The 17926-nt window shown below is 75.9% G+C and carries 15 protein-coding genes; 8 read left to right on the top strand and 7 right to left on the bottom strand.

Features of this window, described 5'->3' with window-relative positions:
• Positions 1 to 8: 8 nt before the first annotated feature.
• The gene (locus tag ACSDG8_RS25655) at positions 9 to 617 is read left to right on the top strand and encodes a DUF3043 domain-containing protein (protein ID WP_210897146.1); all 609 of its coding nucleotides are present in this window, start codon (positions 9 to 11) and stop codon (positions 615 to 617) included.
• Positions 618 to 711: 94 nt separating this feature from the next.
• Here ACSDG8_RS25655 and ACSDG8_RS25650 read toward each other — a convergent pair whose 3' ends face one another.
• Positions 712 to 1020: an AzlD domain-containing protein gene (locus tag ACSDG8_RS25650; protein ID WP_210897148.1), complete on the bottom strand. Its 309-nt coding sequence runs from the start codon at positions 1018 to 1020 to the stop codon at positions 712 to 714.
• Complete coding sequence (locus ACSDG8_RS25645) at positions 1014 to 1775, bottom strand: AzlC family ABC transporter permease (RefSeq protein ID WP_210897150.1); 762 nt, start codon at positions 1773 to 1775, stop codon at positions 1014 to 1016. The genes ACSDG8_RS25650 and ACSDG8_RS25645 overlap by 7 nt, the downstream gene beginning before the upstream one ends.
• Positions 1776 to 1842: 67 nt before the next feature.
• Between ACSDG8_RS25645 and ACSDG8_RS25640 the strand changes: the two genes are divergently transcribed.
• Entirely contained in the window at positions 1843 to 2403 is a 561-nt protein-coding gene (locus ACSDG8_RS25640; RefSeq protein ID WP_116507606.1) for a helix-turn-helix domain-containing protein, read from the top strand.
• Here ACSDG8_RS25640 and ACSDG8_RS25635 read toward each other — a convergent pair.
• From ACSDG8_RS25635 to ACSDG8_RS25625, 3 genes are read right to left on the bottom strand one after another with little or no spacing between them, the layout of a single operon-like run.
• Positions 2387 to 3364, bottom strand: coding sequence for an ABC transporter ATP-binding protein (locus ACSDG8_RS25635; protein ID WP_210897152.1), 978 nt, complete (start codon positions 3362 to 3364; stop codon positions 2387 to 2389). The genes ACSDG8_RS25640 and ACSDG8_RS25635 overlap by 17 nt on opposite strands.
• A complete protein-coding gene (locus ACSDG8_RS25630) occupies positions 3361 to 4161 on the bottom strand; it encodes an ABC transporter permease (protein ID WP_210897267.1) in 801 nt (266 codons plus the stop codon). The genes ACSDG8_RS25635 and ACSDG8_RS25630 overlap by 4 nt, the downstream gene beginning before the upstream one ends.
• A 28-nt stretch (positions 4162 to 4189) precedes the next feature.
• On the bottom strand, positions 4190 to 5041 hold the full coding sequence (locus ACSDG8_RS25625; RefSeq protein ID WP_210897154.1) for an ABC transporter permease: 852 nt from the start codon (positions 5039 to 5041) through the stop codon (positions 4190 to 4192).
• A 3656-nt stretch (positions 5042 to 8697) separates the two neighbouring features.
• Between ACSDG8_RS25625 and ACSDG8_RS25620 the strand changes: the two genes are divergently transcribed.
• Together ACSDG8_RS25620 and ACSDG8_RS25615 are read left to right on the top strand one after the other, a co-directional pair.
• Positions 8698 to 11256, top strand: coding sequence for a WG repeat-containing protein (locus tag ACSDG8_RS25620; protein WP_439427298.1), 2559 nt, complete (start codon positions 8698 to 8700; stop codon positions 11254 to 11256).
• A gap of 109 nt (positions 11257 to 11365) precedes the next feature.
• Entirely contained in the window at positions 11366 to 12364 is a 999-nt protein-coding gene (locus ACSDG8_RS25615) for an aldo/keto reductase family protein (protein WP_210897156.1), read from the top strand.
• Between the two features lie 51 nt (positions 12365 to 12415).
• Here the strand turns inward: ACSDG8_RS25615 and ACSDG8_RS25610 are convergent, their stop codons facing one another.
• Together ACSDG8_RS25610 and ACSDG8_RS25605 are read right to left on the bottom strand one after the other, a co-directional pair.
• Positions 12416 to 13210 (bottom strand): site-2 protease family protein, encoded by a 795-nt coding sequence (locus ACSDG8_RS25610; RefSeq protein WP_210897158.1) that lies wholly within the window; start codon positions 13208 to 13210, stop codon positions 12416 to 12418.
• Positions 13207 to 13407 (bottom strand): hypothetical protein, encoded by a 201-nt coding sequence (locus tag ACSDG8_RS25605; protein ID WP_073831474.1) that lies wholly within the window; start codon positions 13405 to 13407, stop codon positions 13207 to 13209. The genes ACSDG8_RS25610 and ACSDG8_RS25605 overlap by 4 nt, the downstream gene beginning before the upstream one ends.
• Before the next feature lie 175 nt (positions 13408 to 13582).
• Between ACSDG8_RS25605 and ACSDG8_RS25600 the strand changes: the two genes are divergently transcribed.
• The 4 genes from ACSDG8_RS25600 to ACSDG8_RS25585 all read left to right on the top strand — a co-directional run bounded on the left by ACSDG8_RS25600 (position 13583) and on the right by ACSDG8_RS25585 (position 17924).
• Entirely contained in the window at positions 13583 to 13792 is a 210-nt protein-coding gene (locus ACSDG8_RS25600) for a hypothetical protein (RefSeq protein WP_030500114.1), read from the top strand.
• A 48-nt stretch (positions 13793 to 13840) separates the two neighbouring features.
• Complete coding sequence (locus tag ACSDG8_RS25595) at positions 13841 to 15808, top strand: bifunctional adenosylcobinamide kinase/adenosylcobinamide-phosphate guanylyltransferase (RefSeq protein ID WP_210897160.1); 1968 nt, start codon at positions 13841 to 13843, stop codon at positions 15806 to 15808.
• Positions 15798 to 16571, top strand: a complete 774-nt coding sequence (gene cobS, locus ACSDG8_RS25590) for an adenosylcobinamide-GDP ribazoletransferase (RefSeq protein ID WP_210897162.1) — start codon at positions 15798 to 15800, stop codon at positions 16569 to 16571. The genes ACSDG8_RS25595 and cobS overlap by 11 nt, the downstream gene beginning before the upstream one ends.
• A 63-nt stretch (positions 16572 to 16634) precedes the next feature.
• Complete coding sequence (locus tag ACSDG8_RS25585; RefSeq protein WP_210897164.1) at positions 16635 to 17924, top strand: DUF2314 domain-containing protein; 1290 nt, start codon at positions 16635 to 16637, stop codon at positions 17922 to 17924.
• Positions 17925 to 17926: the final 2 nt, after the last annotated feature.

Here is a 17926-nt window from a genome sequence, read left to right as displayed (position 1 = left end):
CTTGCCGCGTGCCGTCGCTGTTTCGCCGCAAGTCCACCGACCTCGTCGAGGAATCCGTCACCACTGTGACGACCGACGAGGAGTCCTCCGCCGACCGCCCCCGGGGCTACACGCCCAGCAAGAAGGAACTCGGGCAGGTCACGCCGAAGCGCCCGGTCGCCGGCCGCCGGCCGACCGCGCCGGCCAAGCCGCTGACCAAGGAGGAGGCCCGCGCGCAGCGCCGCGCCGCCCGCGCCGAGGCCGCCGCCGAGTTCCGTCGCGAGGGCGGCCCGCGTGACCGGGGCCCCGAGCGGCTGCTGGCCCGCAACGTGGTCGACTCCCGGCGTACGGTCGGCACCTGGTTCTTCGGCGGCGCGCTGATCGTGCTGGTCGGCTCCAACCAGGCCATGCCGCCGATCGTGCGGCTGCTGTCCAACCTGCTGTGGGGCGCGCTGGCGCTCGGCGTGCTGATCGACTCGGTGCTGATCTCCCGGAAGATCAAGCGGCTGATCCGCGAGCGCTTCCCGAAGAGCACCGAGAAGCTCGGCTCGATCTACTTCTACGCGATCATGCGGTCGATCACGTTCCGCCGGATGCGCGCTCCCGCGCCCCGGGTGAACATCGGCGACAAGGTCTGACCGGCCTCGCTTCGAATCGGCCCCTTCCCGCCCCGGCGGTGAGGGGCCGTTCTCGTGCGGGAACCGGCCGACGTCTTGCGGGCAGCGGCCGCGCTCAGGCCACGCCGAGCAGGCGCAGCAGCGCGGTGGTGGCCGCCGCCGCGACCACGACCAGCACGAACGGCGCCCGGCGCCAGGCGAGCACCAGGCCGACCAGCACGCCGGCGGGCCGGGCGTACCCGGCGAAGCCACCGGCCTCGGTCAGCGCCGCGGTGGCGGCGAGCGCGGCCAGCAGCGTGGCGGCGCCGACCGGCAGCAGGTGCCGGGCCCATTCGGGCAGGTCCAGCCGGTCCCGCAGCAGCACCCCGGCGACGCGGAAGCCGTAGGTGCCGGCGGCCAGGGCGAGGATCACGGCGATCAGCACGAGACCTCCCCGGCCCGTACGCTCCGGCCGTCAGCCGCTTCGTTTCCGTCCGGCGCGGCATCCGGCTCGGACGACGCGGCGGGCGGGCGGCGGCGGGCCAGCAGGGGCAGGGTCAGCGCGGCGAGCGCGAGCAGCACCGGCAGCCCGGCCGGCAGCAGCGGCGTCGCCAGCACGGCCAGGCCGGCGCCGAGCAGCGCCACCCGGCGGGTCTCCCGGTCACGCAGGCTGGGCAGCAGCAGGGCGGCCAGCCCGGCCGGGAAGGCGGCGTCGAGTCCCAGGGCGGCCGGGTCGCCGGCCGCGCCCCCGGCGAGCACGCCGAGCGCGGTGCCGGCGTTCCAGGCCAGGAACAGCAGCACCCCGGCTAGCCAGAACGCCCGGCGCCGCCCCGGTCCGGCCGGGCGGGCCAGCGCGAACGCGGTCGCCTCGTCGGTCATCAGGTGGCTGCCGAGCATCCGTTGCCAGCGCCGGGTGCCGAGCGCGCCGCCGAGGGCCAGGCCGAACGGCAGGTGCCGAGCGTTGAGGAGCAGGCCGGCGAGGACCGCCGCGAGCGGGCTGCCCGCCACGACGAGGCCCACGGCCATGAACTGGGCGCCACCGGCGTAGACGATCGCCGACATGGCCAGCGTGGCCCAGGCGGGCAGGCCGGCCGCCACCGCCACGGCGCCGAACGACGCGCCCACGGCGAGCATCGCCGCGCCGATGGCGGCGACGTCGCGGAGCACCCGGGCGTCGCCCGTTCGGTATGCCGTACGCATGTCCATTATCCTGAACGCGAGAACGCTTGTTCGTCAAACCGAACAAACCGACCGTTGGAGCGAACACATGGCGATCGACCCCGCTCCCCCACTCGCCACCATCGCGGCAGCGCTGCGCCGCGAGCGCGAACGGGCGGGCCTGTCGCTGACCGAGCTGGCCCGCCGCGCCGGCATCGCCAAGTCCACGCTGTCCCAACTGGAGTCCGGCGCCGGAAACCCCAGCGTGGAGACGCTCTGGGCGCTCGGCGTGGCGCTGGACGTACCGTTCAGCCGCCTGGTCGAACCGCCGGTCGCCGCCGTGCGGGTGGTACGGGCCGGTGAGGGCCCCCGGATCCGCTCCGAGCACGCCGACTTCTCCGCCACCCTGCTCGCCGCCGGGTCACCGCACGTGCGGCGGGACGTCTACGTGATGGAGCTGGAACCCGGTGCGGTACGGCTCGCCGAGGCGCACACCCCGCGCAGCGTCGAACACGTCGTGGTCGCCGCCGGGCGGATGCGCGTCGGTCCCGAGACCGACCCGGTCGAGCTGGGACCCGGCGACTACGCCACGTTCCCCGGTGACACCCCGCACCGGTACGAGGCGCTGGCCCCCGGCACCTTCGCCGTACTCGTCATGGAGCACCCGTGACGGCGGCGGGCGCCCGGTAGAGCCGGGCCACGACCTCCTCGATGTCCGGCTCCACGATCGCGATGTCCCGCAACGTGGCCAGGCCGGCCAGCCCGGCCACCACCTCGGCGACGGTCGCCTGTTCCAGCGCGAAGACCAGCCGCCGCCCGTCCGCCTCCACCCGCTGCACCGGCGCGCCGGGAAGCAGCGGCGGCTCGGGCAGCGCCGCGTCCAGCTCGGCGACCACCATCCGGCGCGAGCCGTACCGGCGGTGCAGCTCGGCGATCGACCCGTCGTGCACCACGCGCCCGTGGTCGATCACCACGAGCCGCCGGCAGAGCCGCTCGATGTCGGCCAGGTCGTGCGTGGTGAGCACGAGCGTGGTGTCACCGGCCCGGCCCAGCTCGGCCAGGAAACCCCGCACCGCCTGCTTGCTCACCACGTCCAGGCCGATCGTCGGCTCGTCCAGGAACAGCACCTCCGGGCCGTGCAGCAGCGCCGCGGTCAGCTCGCCGCGCATCCGCTGTCCGAGCGAGAGCTGCCGGACCGGCGTGTCCAGGAACCCGTCCAGGTCGAGCAGGTCCCGGCAGCGGGCCAGCCGGGCCGCGTGCTCGCCGGCCGGCACCCGGTAGACGTACCGCAACAGGTCGAACGAGTCCCGCAGCGGCAGGTCCCACCACAGCTGCGAGCGCTGCCCGAACACCACCCCGATGCGCAGCGCCAGCCGCGTCCGGTCGGCCACCGGGCGCAGCCCGCACACCCGGGCCCGCCCCGCCGACGGCGTCAGCACGCCGGTGAGCATCTTCAGCGTCGTCGACTTCCCGGCGCCGTTCGGGCCGATGTAGCCGAGCATCTCGCCGCGCTCCACCCGCAGGTCGACCCCGTCGACGGCGGTCACCGTCCGCTTCTCGCGGCGCAACCGCCCGGCCCGGACCCGGACCGTGAACTCCTTGCGCAGCCCGTCCATCTCGATGACGCTCATGACCCCGTACTCCGGTAGTGACGGACCCCGACGCGCCAGGCCAGGGCGGCCAGCGCCGCCGCGACCACAGCGACGCCCGGCGCGGCCCAGCCCGCCCAGGACGGCAGGCCGAGCGGGTCGGCGCGGCCCAGCAGCGCCAGCGCCGGGTGGTAACTGACGAAGGCGAACCCCATCCCGTACGCGAACAGCGCGCGGAACCAGCCGCCGTACACGGTGACCGGGTACGAGGTGAAGTCGCGCCCGCCGTAGGTCACCGAGTTGGCCAGCTCGCCCGAGTCGACCCAGTAGAACGACACGGTGGCGGTCAGCACGAAGACCGAGGCGAAGAAGACCACGGCGGCCAACGGCGCGACGACCGCCAGCGCCACCCGGGCCGGTGTCCAGTCGATCCCCGCCGACGCCAGCGCGAACAGCAGCACCGCCAGCCCGAACACGGCCCGGGACAGCTTGCGCAGCGGCAGGTCCATCAGCAGCAGCTGCGGCAGCGCGCCGAGCGGGCGGACCAGCACGGCGTCGAAGAGGCCGGTGCGCACGTACCGGGGAAGCCGTTCGATGTTGCCGACCAGCAGGTCGGCGGTGGCGAAGCCGCACGACGACAGCCCGACCACGACGAGCGTCTCGCGCAGCGTGAAGCCGCCCAGCTCCCGCGTCACGCCGAAGAGCACCAGGACGGTGACCACGTCGAACACCGTCGCGCCCACGTTGCCGACCAGGTCCACCACGAACGAGGTGCGGTACGCCGCCTGCGAGCGCGCCTGCGCGCCGAGCAGCGCCCGGTACGCCCGCAGCTCAGCCAGGTCAAGCGCCCTGGGCGCGCTGCCGCGCTCAGCCACCCTGGACCACCAGACGGCGCTCGGCGCGGCGCTGGACCAGCCGACACAGCGCCAGCAGCACCACCACCCAGCCGGCCTGCACCCCGACCAGGGCGAGACCGGTGGACACCGGCTCCCGCTCCACCAGCACGTCCAGCGGCACCTGGAGGATGCTCGGGAACGGGGTGGCGTACCGCAGGACCGCCTCCAGCGGACCCGGCAGGAACCCGAGCGGGAAGTAGAGCCCGGCCAGCACGCCCGAACCGAGCGTCCACAGGATCATCGGGCCCCGGACGTCCTGCAACCAGTACGCGGTGGCGTTGACCAGATAGCGGCAGCCGAAGCAGACCACCACCGCGAGCAGCGCGGAGAGCAGGAACAGCGGCACCGTGGCCCAGTGCCGGGGCACGTACACCGCGAAGAACAACGGCCCGATCACCAGCGGCGGCACCAGCCGGGCCAGCGCCGCGAACCCGGCCCGGCCCAGGTCGGTGGCGAGGTAACTGGTCACCGGATGCACCGGCCGCAGCAGGTCGGCGGCCACCTCCCCGGTGCGGATCCGGTCGGCCAGGTCGGTCCAGCCCCAGACGGCGACGACCGCCAGTAGCCCCTGGCCGGCCCAGACGAACGTGGCGAGCTGCGCCCGGTCGTAGCCGGCCACGGTGCCGGCCGCGCCGGTCGCGGCGAGGAAGATGTAGCAGCGCAGAAAGCCGAACACGGTGTTGGTGCACAGCCCCGCCACGGCGGCTTGGCGGTAGGTGGCGTGCCGCCGGAACCCGGCCGCCGCGATCGCGCCGAATGTCCGAAACCATGGGGTAACGTGTGCGCCGGTGGGTGGTGCCACAGTGGCGGTGACCGAGCCCACGCCGTTACCCTCCTTCCGCAGCCACGACGTGCTGGACCGGGCGACTGTACCGGCACGTCCGGGCCCCCGCGCGAGAATTTCCAATGAGGTGACACCGCCGTGAGCGAGCGACGCGAGCCGGCCCCGGGGCCGTCCCGCGCGAGCGGCGGGAGGGGTTGCCGATGAGCGGCTGGGGCAGCTGGCGCGAGCCGGCCGAACCGGCCTGGGCCGCCGAGCCCACCCACGAATGGCAGCCGCAGTTCCCCGGGCAGCGCTACCCCGGTGACATCGGCATCGAGAACCTGACGCCGCGCCGCCGCGCCGTGATCGGCCGGGCCGAGGTACGCCCGGTCAGCCCCGCGCCCGACGCCGACCCGTACCCGGTCAGCCCGGCCGGCGCGAACCCGATCAGTCCCGCCGGCGCGCACCCGGTCAGCCCGGCCGGGTTCCACCCGGTCAGTCCCGCGCCCGACGCCGATCCGTATCCGGTCAGCCCTGCGGGCGCGCACCCGGTCAGTCCCGTCGGATTCCATCCGGTCAGCCCGGCGTCCGGTGACGCCTACCCGATCAGCCCCGCCGGTCCCCGGCCGGGCCGTGCGGCGCACGGCGGGAGCGGGCATCCGGTCCGCCCGGCCGGCCCCCGCGACGCGCATCCGGTCAGCCCGGCGGGTCCGCACGGCCCGCATCCCGCCGGCCCGGCGGGTCCACGCGACGAGCGCCCGGTCAACCCTGCGGGGCCCCGCAGGGCCGATCCGGTGAGTCCCGCGGGTCCGCGCGGCGACGTGTACCCCGTCAGTCCGGCCGGTCCAGGCGGCACGTACCCGACCAGTCCGGCCGGCCCACGCGGCACGTACCCGACCAGTCCGGCCGGCCCACGCGGCGGGCACCCGGCCGGTCGAGACGGCACGTACCCCATCAGTCCGGCCGGCCCACGCGGCGCGCACCCGGCCGGTCCACATGGCACGTACCCGACCGGTCCAGCCGGTCCGCGCGGGGCCGAGCCGGCGAGGTCCGGCGGTCCACGCGGTGACGGCCCGGCCGCTTCCCGCGGGGCGTACCCGGTCGGGCCTGCGGGTCACGGCGGCCAGCGCCCTGCCGGCAGCCCTCCGGACGATCGTCGCGGGCACCCTGCGGACGGGGGACGGCCCTGGCCGGAGGATCGGCACCGCACCGGCCCGCCCACGCCGCCCGAGCAGCGGCTCGACCAGCGCTGGGTACGTCCCGATGCCGCACCGCGTCGGCCGTCCCAGCCCGGCTGGATGCCGGAGCCGAACGAGTTCCCGCACCACGCCGAGCGCCCTGCCGACCGCCCGCACCAGGCCGACGGACGCCGCGCCCCGGTCGAGGGCCAGGCCGCCGCGTCGGAACAGCGGTGGGGCTCGGCGCCCGACGCGCGGCGGGACCGCTCCCCCGCCGGGCGCCGCGAGTCCATGCCCGACGGACGCCGCGACCGCTTCCCGGACGAGCGCCGGGATCCGCCGTTCGACGGGCGGCGTGACCACGGTGCCGGGCGCCCGGCCGATCGGCGCGACGACGCTGTGCCGCCGCTGGAGCGGGGCGCGGCCGGGTGGGGCCAGCCGGGCCGGGACGGTTGGCGCGGCACCGACGGTGACGGCTGGCGTGACCCGAGCCGCCGTCCCCCGGCGGAGCGGCGTGAGCCGGTGGACGGCCGTGCCCCGGCAGATCACCGCCCGCCGACTGACGGCCGTGCGTCGACGGACGGCCGTCCCTTGGCAGGTGGCCGTGCGCCGGGCCGGGAGGCCGCCGCGTACCCGGACACCCAGCGCCGCGCGCCCGAGAACGGGCATCCGCAGACCGAGCCCGACCGGTACGGCGCACCGCGTCCCGGCGCCGACCAGCGGTGGCAGGGTCAGCGCCCGCCGGCCGACCGGTCCCGCCCGCACCAGGGCGAGTGGCCCATCATCGAGCCGCGGTCCCGTCCCGAGCCGGACACGCGCCGGCCGGACGAACGGCAGCGCCCACAGGCGGAACGGCCGGCGCCGCAGCGGTACCCGATGCAGCCGTCCGACGCCGCCCACCCCGACGCACGCCACCCGGAGCAGGGCAGTTCCGTCCGCCCAGGCTCGCGGGACACCCGGCCGACCGGTCCGGGCAGCCAGTCCGACCTGGCCGGTCACCGCGACGAGGTGCGCTCGCAGCCCTCCGCCACCCGGCCACCCAGCGCCATGCCCCGTCCCGAGCCCGATCGGCCACAGCCGGACGCCGCCGCCCGTCCCGAGACCCGCACCCCGCAGTGGCCGACGCGGCCGGACGCCCTCCGGCCCGGATCGCCCGACCGGAGTCCCGCGCAGCCGGAAGACCGCCGGGCGTCGCAGGACACGCGCAGGCCGGCCCCGCCGGACGAGCGCCGGTCCACGCCGCCGAATGAGCGCAGCTCGACGTCGTCCGACGAGCGCACTTCGGCAATGCCGGACGAGCGCAGACCGGCGTCGTCGGACGAGCGCAGGCCGGCGTCGTCGGACGAGCGCAGGCCGGCGTCGTCGGACGAGCGCAGGCCGGCGTCGTCGGACGTGCGCGGGCCGGACGAGCGCAGCTCGACGTCGTCGGCCGGGCGCAGGCCGGCTCCGCCGGAAGAACGCAGGTCGTCGCCGCCAGCGCAGTGGCCGGTGCGGCCGGCCAGTTACCCGCCGCCCCGGGTCGCCGAGGGCCGGGAGACGGCGCCTGTCGAACCGGCCGCACACACCCGCCCCGACGACCGTCCCCGGGTCGCCCCGGGACGCCCTGATCCGGTGCCGCCGCCGGCGGCGCCCGGCCGTTCCGGGGAGGGCTCGGCCACGCCTCGGACCGGCGACACCCCGCGTCCGGCGTCTCCTGCGCCGCAGGCCGGCGTGCCCGTCGTGGGCACTCCCGCTTCCGGCGCGGTCACCCCCGCCGCGCCGCCTTCCGACGCGCCCGTTACCCGGGCGCCCGCTTCGGTCGTGCCGGTTTCCGGAGCGCGGCCTTCCGGGGTGCGCGATTCCGCCCCGCCCGTCTCCGGCCCGCCGCAGGACCGGACCGGCGAGCGTCATGACCCGCCTTCCACCGGCCCGGTGAGCCCGGCCCAGGCCGCGACGGCTCGTCCGGCACCGCCCGCTTACCCGGGTTCCGCGCCCGCACAGCAGAGCACCGACAGGCCGGCCGTACCCACGCCGGCTCGGCCGGCCGAGCAGCGAACCGAGGCCAGGCCCGCCGACTCGGTAGAGCAGTCGGCCCCGATCGCGCCCCGGCCCGCCGCCGAACCCGTCGCCACCGCCAAGCCCGTCACCACCGCCGAACCGGCCGCCGGACCGGACACCGGAGCCACGCCGGGTGCGGATGCCGGTCGTCGCGAGTCCGAGGTGAGCGCCCCCTCCAGGTCTGCCACCGGGACCAACCAGCCCGACGCCGACGTCAGCGCCCCCCGGCCCCTGCCCGGCACCGCGCGGACGGCAACCGGCCCGTCCATCGACCCGACCGACGAGCAGCCGGAGCGAGCCGAGCACCCCCACGCGGAGACGGCGACTCCGTCCTCCCCGGCCACGAAATCCGGCCCCGAGGCATGGTTCCGCCCCAGCCAGCCCGTCGAGGCCCCGAAGCCGCCGGAGATCTTGGAAGATTTCGGCCCCTCTGGAGGCCATTTCGTACCAAGATCTTCGGCGGACCGAGCTGAGCCGGCGACGACGCCTCCAGGGATGCCCGTGGGAGACGGTGCCGCGACGTCGGCCCGTGCCTCCGCGGTGGCTGCGGGCGGGGTGGTCAGCGCCTCGACGCTGCCGGGGACCGGCGTCACCACCCCATCCGACGCCGCAACCAGCAACGACACCCCGGCCGCCACCAGCACCAGCACGTCCACAAGCACCGCCGACACACCGACCGACCGCGACCCCACCGCCGACGCACCGACCGACCGCGACTCCACCGCCGACGCACCGACCCGCCCCACACCGACGGCCGACGCGCCGGCCGGTGGCACACCGGCGGAGCGAGGAACTACCACCGAACCGGCGGCCGGGCGCCTGGACACGCCGGCCGGGCCCGCCACCAGCGGCGAGAACGCGCGCAACCGCATGCTCGCTGACACCGGAAGCGACGAGCCGGTCACCGACGCCGAGCCGCCGGTCACTGTGGAGGCAGCACCCGGCGCGACCGCGCCCGCATCGGATACCGCGCCGAACGGCGCCACTCCCCTCGTCGACGCCGGAGCCACGCAGGGCGCAGCGGCATCGGAGGCTGTCGGTGGGGCACCGACAGAATTGACGACCGCCGCCGACCTGGACGGGCCCGCTCACACCGACAACAGGGCTGCCGCACCGGAACCGGTCAACACGCCGGTCAACAGCGACCGCAGCGACGTCACAGCCGCGCAACCGGCATCCGTCGGCATCGGCGCCGACGCCGAGCGCATCAGCATCGCAACCTCGCAACCGGAGCCCGTCGGCCTCCGCGCCGAGGCCGACCGCACCGGCATCTCGTCCTCGCAGCCAGAACCCGCCGACGTCGAGCGCGCCGACATCTCGTCCTCGCCGCCAGCACCCGCCGACGCCGAGATCGCAGGCCCGCCGCCGGTCCCCGCCGACACCGAGGCCGACGGCGATCGCACCGAGACAACCTCGCCGCCGGAGCCCGCCGACGCCGACCACACCGACGTCACAGCGCCGCAACCGGAGCCCGCCGACACCCCGGCCGCCGCGCCGCCCGACGCCTCCGACAGCGAGCCCACACCGGCCGACGCGACCGGTGACCCGGACCGCGCAGACGCCGAAGCCATCGACGATGATCCCGTAGCCCACACCGACGCCGCAGCCGTCGACCCAGAGCACGACCGCGAGCCCGCACCACCCGAGCCGACCGACGCGCCGACCGGTCAGACCGATGACGCGCCGACTCCCCGTACCCAGGAACCGGAGGCCGAAGCGGACGCCGCGCCGGTGGCACCGCCGCCGCCCCCGGCGGACCCGGAGCAGGCCCTCGCCGCGGTCGGCTGGCGGCTGGATCCGCGTACGCTGCGCGAGGAGGCGCCCGATCCGGCGCAGTTGCGGCTCATCCGGGACGGCCTGACCGGCAAGCTCGACACCACACTGGACAACCGTGGCCGGGCCCGGTTGCTGAGTCTGCGGGCGGTGGCGTCGCGGATCCTCGGCGACCTGGACGACGCGCTCGGGGACGCGCGGCTGGCCGTCACGTACGCGGAGTCGACTGGTGAGCTGCGGCGTACCGCGCTGGCCCGCGCCCGTCTGGCCGAGGCGCTGCGGTGGCGGGGTGACCACGCGGAGGCCGACCGGCTCTTCGCCGAGACGAACTCGCCGGAGCTGCCGGACCCGCTGCGCGCGTTGCTGCACGAGCACGCCGGGCGGAGCTGCTACGACCAGGGCCGGCTGACCGAGGCGTGCCTGCACTTCGAGCGGGCGCTGGACCTGCGGCACGGCGAGGACGCGGCGATGAACGCGCGCGTCGAGGTGGCGCTGGACGCGGTCGCGGAGCGGGCCGCCGCCGACGGTTTCGGTCCCGCGCCGCGCCGGCCCGAGGAGGTGCTCGGCGCCCCGCGTCTCCCGGTGGCGACGTTCGACGAGGAGCAGCAGCTCTGGGGGTACGCGAACGCCGACGGCGAGATGGTGATCGCCCACCGGTACGCCGAGGCGCAGCCGTTCCACGAAGGGCTGGCCTGGGTACGCCGTCCGGAGGCGTCGCGCTGGGCGCTGATCGACACGTCCGGCGCGGCCCTGATCGAGGCGAACAACGGCTACCGGGCGGTGGGTGCCTTCTCCGAAGGGCTGTCCTGGGTGTCGATGGACGGCAAGGGCCGCTGGATGGCCGTCGACCGGATGAACATCGTGCGGATCCCGCCCGGATACGAGGAGGTCAGGCCGTTCCGCAACGGACTGGCAGCGGTACGGCAGAACGGCGGCTGGGGCGCGGTGGACCTCACCGGCGAGGTGGTGGTGCCGACCCGGTACCACGGTCTCGGCACGCCGCTGGCCGACGGGCGGAAGGTGGACGGGTTCACCGCCGACGGTCTGGCCGTGGTGGAGCTGGCCGGTCGCCGGGGTGTGGTGGACCGCGCCGGGCGGGTGGTGGTCACGCCGGCGTACCCGAGCGTGGTGGTGCATCCGGTGGCGTTCCTGGTCGCCACGGAGTCGGGCCGGTGGGGCGCGCTGGACCGGCGCGGCGAGCCGCTCATCGACCCGGTGCATCCCGGCCGCGCGGCGGTGGTCGCGGAGATCGACCGCCTGCTCGCCGACGCCAGCCCGGTGCTCTGACCCGCGCCCGGCGCCACCCGGACCGGCGGCGGCCCCGGCCGTGCCGCCCGCGCCGCAGGCGGGGAGCGCCGGACGGCGTCCGGTACCGGGCAGGACTAGGGTCGGGAGCATGGAATTCCGTCACCTGGGCCGCTCCGGCCTGATGGTCAGCGAGATCTCGTACGGCAACTGGATCACCCACGGCTCACAGGTCGAGGAGGACGCCGCGCTCGCGTGCGTCCGCGCCGCTCTCGACAGCGGCATCACCACGTTCGACACCGCCGACGTGTACGCCGGCACCCGGGCCGAGTCGGTGCTCGGGCGCGCGCTCAAGGGTGAGCGCCGCGAAGGGCTGGAGATCTTCACCAAGGTCTACTGGCCGACCGGGCCGGGCCGCAACGACAGGGGCCTGTCCCGCAAGCACATCATGGAGTCGATCGACGGCTCGCTGCGCCGCCTGCAGACCGACCACGTCGACCTCTACCAGGCCCACCGGTACGACTACAGCACGCCGCTGGAGGAGACGATGGAGGCCTTCGCCGACGTCGTACACGCCGGCAAGGCGCACTACATCGGCGTCTCCGAGTGGAAGGCGTCGCAGCTGCGCGAGGCGCACGCGCTCGCCCGCGAGCTGCGCATTCCGCTGATCTCCAACCAGCCGCAGTACTCGATGCTGTGGCGGGTCATCGAGACCGAGGTGATCCCGGCCAGCGAGGAGCTGGGCATCGGTCAGATCGTCTGGTCGCCGATGGCGCAGGGCGTGCTGTCCGGCAAGTACCTGCCGGGCCAGCCGCCGCCCGCCGGCTCCCGCGCCACCGACGAGAAGTCCGGCGCGAACTTCATCGCGCGGTTCCTCAACGACGACGTGCTCACCCGGGTGCAGCGGCTCAAGCCGCTGGCCGAGCAGGCCGGGCTGACGATGGCGCAGCTCGCCGTCGCGTGGGTGCTGCAGAACCCGAACGTCGCCTCGGCGATCGTCGGCGCGTCCCGGCCCGAGCAGGTGCACGACAACGTGAAGGCGGCGGGCGTGAAGCTCGACGCCGACCTGCTCAAGGCGATCGACGAGATCGTCGAGCCGGTCACCGAGCGGGACCCGGCGAAGACCGAGAGCCCGGCGCAGCGTCCGTGACGCCGCGTCGTTCCCGGGCCGGCTCGCTCCGGCCCGGGAACGGCCGGTCGGCTACTGCCAGAAGCGGATCAGGGCGAACCCGATCTGGTACAGCTCCCGTGGCAGCCCGAGCGCGTCGCCGACGGCGAACACCGCGCCGAAGAACGCCCGGTTGATCTGCGGGCTCCACAGCAGCGCGAACAGCAGGATGAAGCCGTACGGGGCGAACAGGTCGTACATCCGCCGGTAGGCGGGGCTGAGCCAGGGCTGGAGCATGTTGCCGCCGTCCAGGCCCGGCACCGGCAGCAGGTTGAGCACGCTGGCGGTGAGCTGGAGGAACGCGAGCAGCCCGACGCCGGCCCAGAACTCCAGCGGCCCGCCCAGCTCGGGGCCCCACGCCACCGCCGCCACCAGTATCAGCGTGAACAGCACGTTGGTGGCCGGCCCGGCCAGGCTGACCAGCGTGTGCCGCAGCCGGCCGGGGATGGCGTGCCGGTCGACCCAGACCGCGCCGCCGGGCAGGCCGATGCCGCCGAGCAGCACCACGACCACCGGCAGCACGATCGACAGCAGCGGGCTCGTGTACTTCAGCGGGTTGAGCGTCAGGTAGCCCCGGTGGGCGATGTCCCGGTCACCGGCCCGGTACGCGACCACGGCGTGGGCGTACTCGTGCAGGCACAGCGAGACCAGCCAGCCGGAGACCACGAAGAGGAACACGTCGAACCGGACGTTGCCGTACCGGTTCCAGGCCATCACCCCGCTGGCCACGAAGAGCGCGACCAGGGCCAGGAAGATCGGGCTCGGCCGGAACGCCGCCCGGGGCACGCCGAGGACCAGCGGCTCGCCCGGGCGGTCGTAGCCGGTCATTCGGCCGGGGGTTGCAGGCTCATCCGGTAGTCCACCCGGTCGTCCTCGACCAGCACGACGGTGGTGACGCCGGATGCCGCGAGCTCCCGCCAGGTCTGGCCGATCCACGACTCGGCGTCCGCCTGGCTCGTGAACGACTCACCCGGCCCGTCGACCGCGTCGCCGTTCGTGCCCTCGTACCGCCAGCTCCACGCCATGCCGCGTCTCCCCTCGCCGCCGTCGTCCCGCAGGACGCCAAACCTCCGCAAGCCTAGTCGCCCGCCCACGACGCTTCACCCCTCGACCGGCGCGGGCCGACGCGCGGGTGCCCGCAAGGTTCGGCCGTCACCAACGGGGTATCCACGCCGGACGTCGTCAGCGAGGGAGGACACCATGCGGCCGTTGCGGGAGATGGACACCGAGGAGGTGCGGGCGATGGCGGTACGCGGCGGCATCGAGGCGGCCCACGAGATGGACCGGGAGGAGCTGCTCGACGCGCTCCTCGCCCGCCCCGGCGAGGGAGCCTGGCAGGAGGATCCGAAGCCGGTTGACGTGAATCCCAACGACTATCGCTTCGAGGCCCCCGAGCGCCGACCGCGATGAGCCACCTCTCACTGCCCCACCCGGGCGGGGGCATCTAAGGTACGGAGCATGTCCGTTGACGGGTGGCACACCCTCCTGGTGCTCGGCGGTATCCGCTCCGGCAAGTCCGAGTTCGCCGAGTCGCTGGTCGCCGACGCGCCCACGGTCCGGTACGTGGCCACCGCCCCCGCCGGGGACCCGGAGGACACCGAGTGGGCGACCCGCCTCGCGGCGCACCGCGCCCGCCGGCCGGGGAGCTGGACCACCGAGGAGACCGCTGCGGACCCGGGCCGGCTGGCCGAGGTGATCGCCACCGCCGGGCCCAACGAGACGCTGATCGTGGACGACCTGGGCGGCTGGGTGACGGTGCTGCTCGACCCGGCCCACCAGCCCGCCGACGACACCGCCACCATCGCCGAGCTGGCCGCTGCGGTCCGGTCCAGCGAGGCCCGGCTGGTGCTGGTCAGCCCGGAGGTCGGGCTGTCCCTGGTGCCCACCACGCCGCTGGGCCGCGCGTTCACCGACGCGCTGGGCGCGACGAACCGGGCGGTCGCCGACGCCTGCGACGCGGTCGCGCTCGTGGTGGCCGGGCAGGCCGCGTGGCTCAAGCCGGCCGCCCCGGCCCCCGCCCACGCGGCGCACACCGTCCCGCCCGCCGGCACGTCGCCCGAGGCAGGGGCGCCCGAGGCCACGCCGGCCCAGACCGTGCCGACCGAGGCCGCGTCCGTCCGGGCCGTACCGGCCGATCTCGGCGCCGGGGACGTGACGCTGCCCGAGGTGCTCACCCCGGCCGCCGCCCCGGTGCCGGCCGCGGCCACGCCGGAAGCGCCCGGTGCGGGTGACTGGGCCGCCCCCACCATGGCGCTGCCGATGATCGCCACCGGCCTGGTGATCCAGCCGGGCATGGAACTGCCGATGCCCGACGACTACACCGGTCCGCAGGCGGTCGACCGGCTCGCCACGCTCGACGTACCCGGCGCCGGTCTCGGCGTGCTGGAGCAGGTGGTCGGCTTCGCCGCGGCCACCCAGGGCACCTCCACCCCGCGTCCCTGGGACGCCGTGCGGGTGCTGCTGATCCACGGCGACCACGCCGGCGGCGCGTCGGCCGGCGCGGTGCCCGGCGAGTCCGCCCGCCGCGCCCGGCAGGCCCGCGCCGGCCGGGGCGCGCTGGCCCGGCTGGCCGCCGAGAACCGCGCCGATCTCCAGATCGTCGAGGCGCCCACGTCCGCGCCGATCGAGGACGGCCCGGCCCTGCCCGCCGACGAGGTCGAGGCGGCGCTGCGCTACGGCTGGCGGCTCGCCGAGCAGGCCGCCGACGCGGGGGTACGGCTGCTGGTGCTGGCCGCCTGCGGGGCCGGCGCCGAGGCGGCCGCCGCGGCGGTGCTCGCGGCCACCGCGGGCGCGGAGCCGCCGACGGTGCTCGGCCGGGTGGTCACCGAGCAGGGCGAGATCGACGACGCCGCCTGGATGGTCCGCTGCGCTGCGGTACGCGACGCGCTGCACCGCACCCGCCGCTCCGCCCGGGAGGCCAAGGACATCCTGGCCGAGCTGGGCGGCGGCGACATCGCGCTGGCCACCGGCGTCCTGCTGGGCGCCACCGCCCGGCGGCTGCCGGTGCTGCTGGACGGTCCGGTCGGCACCGCCGCCGCGATGGTCAGCCGGGACCTGGCCGGCCAGGCCCGGCACTGGTGCCTGCTGCCCGACCACGGCGGCCGCCCGGGCGTGCGCCTGGCCGCCGACGTGCTCGGCCTGACGCCGCTGGTGGACCTGCGGCTCGACCTGGGCGAGGGGGCGACCGCGCTGGCCGCGCTGCCGCTGCTGCGCTCCGCGCTGACGCTCGCCGCCACGCTGCCGGTACACCCGTCACTCGGCGGCGACGACAGCTACGACAGCGACGCCGGCAACAGCTCCGGCGACGGCCGCGACGCCGGCCGGACCGACGACGAGCCGGACTTCGCCGAGCCGGAGCCGGCCGGGCCGGGCCCGACCACCACCGGGTCCGACGAGCCGGTGGCCCCCGGCCGACGTGCCGACTGAGGCGCGGCTCGCCGACGGCATCCGGCTGGCGCTCACCACGTTCACCACCGCGCCTGTACGCGCCGGACGGGTCGACCGGGCCGCCGCCGGCACCGCGATGGCGCTCGCCCCGCTGGTCGGCGCGCTGCTCGGCGCCGTACTCGGCGGGGTGCTGCTGCTCACCGGCGCGCTCGCGCCACCACTCGTCGCCGCCGTGGTCACGGTCGGGCTGGGCGCGCTGCTCACCCGAGGGCTGCACCTGGACGGGCTGGCCGACACCGTGGACGCGCTCGGCTCGTACCGGCGCGGTCCGGCCGCGCTGGAGATCATGAAGCAGCCGGACGTCGGCCCGTTCGGGGTGGTCGCGCTCGTGGTCGTACTCCTGCTCCAGAGCGCGGTGCTCGCGGAGCTGGCCGGGCGGGGCGCGCTCGCCGCGTTCGCCGCCGTGGTCGCGGCCACCGCGGCCGGGCGGCTCGCCGTCGGCCTGGCCTGCCGGCGCGGCGTGCCGGCGGCCCGTCCCGAGGGCCTGGGCGCGCTCGTGGCCGGCACTGTCGGATGGGGCGCGCTGGCGCTCGGCGCGGTCGCCGTCGCGCTGGCGGCAGTGCCCGCCGTCGAGGACCGTCCGTGGCAGGGGCCGCTCGCCGTGCTCGGCGCGCTCGCCGTCGCGGCCGGGCTGCTCCGGCACCTGGTACGCCGCTTCGGCGGCATCACCGGCGACGTGCTCGGGGCGCTCGTGGAGATCGTCACCACGCTGTCCTACCTGGGACTGGTGCTGACCGGCTGAGCGCCACCGGTCCATGCGGGTAGCGTTCGGGGCGAGTGCACCGGCGCGGTCGAGGGGGACGGCATGCTCATCACGGACGACTTCCTGCCGGTACCGGTGCCCGAGTCGCTCGACGCGACCTATCTGGTACCGATCACCGGGCTGCCGAAGGTGAGCCCGAAGACGGCCGTGGAAGGGCTGGCCGGCCGGCTCGCCGAGCCGGTGCACGGGCTGGCCAAGCAGATGCTCGACAGTCCGCTGATGACCGTGGACACCCGCACCGTGGACGAGTTCCCCGAGCTGCCGCCGGACCTGCTCACCGCGTTCGGCGCCACCGAGGAGCAGCTGGCCCGGCTGGCCGCCGCCACCCACCTGGTGGTGGTGCAGGCCGAGTACCGGCCGGGCTGGCCGCCCGCGCACGAGTGGGCCGCCCGCGCGGTGGCCGCGGCGGTCGCCGAGACGGTCGGCGGGGACGTGGTGGACGTCTTCGGGCTCCAGTTCCTCGACCCGGCGGCGGCGCTGCGCTCGCTGCCGGACGACAGCGGCCGGATCCGGCTCGTCGACTGGGTGCTGGTGCCCTACTCGTCGGACGCCGACGGGCTCTGGTTCACCACCAAGGGGCTGCGCCGGTTCGGGCTGCTGGAGTTGCAGGCCCAGGGCGTGCCGGACCACCTGACCCGGGCGTGGGGCGCGGTGATGACCGGCGCGGCCCGGCGGCTGCTGCGGGACTGGACCGACGGCCTGTCCGGCGAGGAGGTGCCGGCGTTCGTGCAGCTGCCGGTGCTGGCCACGGTGACCGGGCACGACATCGCCGTCGCGTACGGCAATCCGGAGCAGCACGGCGCGACCGCGCCGGTGCTGCTGCGGCTGGAGCTGGACCCGGCCACCGACCCGGACGCCGACTCGTTCCTGAGCCTGAACCCGCCGCCCGGGCATCCGGGGCCGCCCGGCCGCTACTTCGCCGCCGCCTGCGCGACGCTGTTCAACGGCATCCAGCCGGACGTGCGCTACACCCGCACCGGTGACGCGATGAGCCGGGCGGTGGAGACCGCCCGGGAGGCGCTCGGCGACATCCGGGCCCGGTTCCTGGCCGGGCGGCTGCCCGAGGAGAGCCAGCTCGTGGTCAAGTACGGGCTGCCCGGCGACGACGGCCCCGAGTACGTCTGGGCCGGGGTGACCTCGTGGGACACGCCGGAACGGATCGTCGCGGCCAGCGCCAGCGACGCCAACACCGACCCGAGCGTGCGGATCGGCTCGCCCGTGGTGGTGGAGGCGTCGGACGTGGTCGACTGGGCGGTGCTGGACGGCACCGGCGTGCTGGAGGGCGGCTGGACGCAGGCAGTCCTCGACGCCGGGGAGCGCGGCGAGGACTGACC

Source organism: Micromonospora sp. LA-10 (genome assembly GCF_051853095.1).
Lineage (GTDB): Bacteria > Actinomycetota > Actinomycetes > Mycobacteriales > Micromonosporaceae > Micromonospora > Micromonospora echinospora_A.
The sequence above is the reverse complement of the archived record's forward strand: the minus strand, read 5'-3'. Positions and strand labels throughout refer to the sequence as shown.